General features: G+C 60.3%; 1 protein-coding gene. It reads right to left on the minus strand.

Translation table 11 applies throughout. The features are described from left to right. Positions 1-425: 425 nt before the first annotated feature. A partial coding sequence (locus C492_RS00370) for a heavy metal translocating P-type ATPase (RefSeq protein WP_008419430.1) occupies positions 426-2,238 on the minus strand: 1,813 nt, incomplete at its 5' end.

Raw genomic sequence — 2,238 nt, forward strand, 5'->3', positions numbered from 1 at the left:
CCCCCACTGCGTTTGCCTTTTGAGAACCGTGACGAAAGGTGTGCCGTTCAATACGTATACTGAGCAGTGGATCTTTTCGTCACGGTGTGTTTATCTCTGGTCCAGTTGACCAGTCCCTTCTGCTCTAATTCGGAAAGAGAGCAGTGAGACAATTAGAGACAGAGTTTGGCCACTTCTTCGTCAGCAGAAGATCGAGGACTCAATTACCCCTAGGAAGAAACCCGTCTAACGGTATAAACCTAGTGCTGGCGCAGCAATGTAGCCATCAGGGAAAGCATCCGGTTAAACCGAACGGCGCATCCCCGGCTAAAAACTGTGGAATCGGTGACCCCATAGCGATCCCGCCTAAATTACCAGTGTCGCCATTTGCTGTCCACCAGCCGGACTCAATTGGAAGAAGCCCTCCGAAGCGATTCGGGAGCGTTTCAGTCTGCAGGTGTCGCGTCAGTCGGTGGTGTCCCGCTTGGAAGCTCGGGGATGGACAGATCCACGCGCCGAAGCAGTTGGGCGTTGATGGCGACGATGACTGTACTTAGTGACATCAGGAGCGCCCCGACAGCCGGTGACAGCAGAACTCCGATCGGGGCAAGGACGCCCGCTGCAAGCGGGAGCGCGAAGACGTTGTATCCGGCCGCCCAGACGATGTTCTCCTGCATCTTCCGGTAGCTCTCCTTGCTGAGTTTCACGAGTCGGACCACATCCATCGGGTTGTTCTGAACGAGGATGACGTCCGCCGACTGGACGGCAACGTCCGTGCCGCTTCCGATTGCGATGCCGACGTCTGCTCGCGTCAGTGCCGGTGCGTCGTTGACGCCGTCACCGACCATCCCCACGAGTTTCCCCTGATTCTGGAGTTCCTGCACTTTCTTGTCCTTGTCTTCGGGAAGGACCTCCGCGAACACTGTACCGATGCCTAGTTCGTCAGCAACAGCTTCGGCGACATCTTGGGAGTCGCCAGTCAGCATCGCCACCTCGATGCCTAGATCTTTGAGGGCGTCGACGACGCGGAAACTCTCCTCGCGGATCATGTCGGCCATCGCGAACGCGGCGATCAACTCTTCGTCGCGAACGAGATACACCACGGTCTGGGCGTCCTCGCCGGCCTCGTCAGCGAAGCGCTGGAGATGTTCGGGGATCTCGCTATCGAGTTGGGTTAACAGGTTCGGCCCACCGACGTACACCTCATTTCCGTCGACGCTCGCGCGGACACCTCGGCCTTTAATCGCCTCGAAGTCAGTCGCGTCAGATGCGCTAAGACCACGCTCGTCGGCTGCCTCGCGGATGGCTCGCGCGATCATATGCTCGGAGTCGCTCTCGACGGCCGTCGCCAAGGCGAGTGCATCGTCCTCGTCGACGCCATCGTCGGTCACCATATCGACGACGCCATGCTCGCCCTCGGTGAGCGTCCCTGTCTTGTCAAAGATGATGGCGTCCAGATTCCGAGCGTCCTCCATCGCGATCCGATCGCGGACGAGCATTCCGTTGCGAGCCGCGAGTGATGTATTGATCGCGACGACCAGCGGGATGGCGAGTCCGAGTGCGTGTGGGCAGGCGATGACGAGTACCGTGACGACGCGCTCGATCACGGTCGCATCGAACGAGACTGCGACTGTCCACGCGAGTGCCGTCACGACTGCTGTCCCGAGCGCGACGTAAAACAGCCATCCCGCCGCTCTGTCAGCCAACACCTGTGTCTTGGATTTGCTCTGCTGGGCTTCCTCAACCAGTCGCATGATGCCCGCGAGCGCTGTCTCCTCGCCCGTCGCACCGACGCGCACGCGGAGGCTGCCGTCGCCGTTGATGGTACCGCCGATGACCTCGTCGCCAGGTTCTTTCGAAACCGGTTTCGACTCACCCGTGATCATCGACTCCTCGACGTCCGAATCGCCCTCCTCGACGACGCCGTCGGCGGGGACGCTCGCGCCCGGCCGGACGAGCACGAGGTCGCCCTCAGAGAGTTCGTCCACGGGGACGTCTTCGGTATTACCGTCGTCGGTGATCCGTTCGGCGGTATCGGGCATTAGTCTCGCCAACTCGTCGACGGCGCTCGACGCACGCCGAACTGACCGCATCTCGATCCAGTGCCCAAGCAGCATGATGTCGATGAGTGTGACGAGCTCCCAGAAGAACGCAGACTCCGTCGGGAAGACTACACTCGCGAGGCTGGAGACAAACGCGACAGTAATCCCCATCGAGATGAGCGTCATCATCCCCGGCGCTCGGTCTTTCAGTTCCGGC

Origin of the sequence: Natronococcus jeotgali DSM 18795 (genome assembly GCF_000337695.1) — an archaeon.
Taxonomy (GTDB): Archaea; Halobacteriota; Halobacteria; order Halobacteriales; family Natrialbaceae; genus Natronococcus; species Natronococcus jeotgali.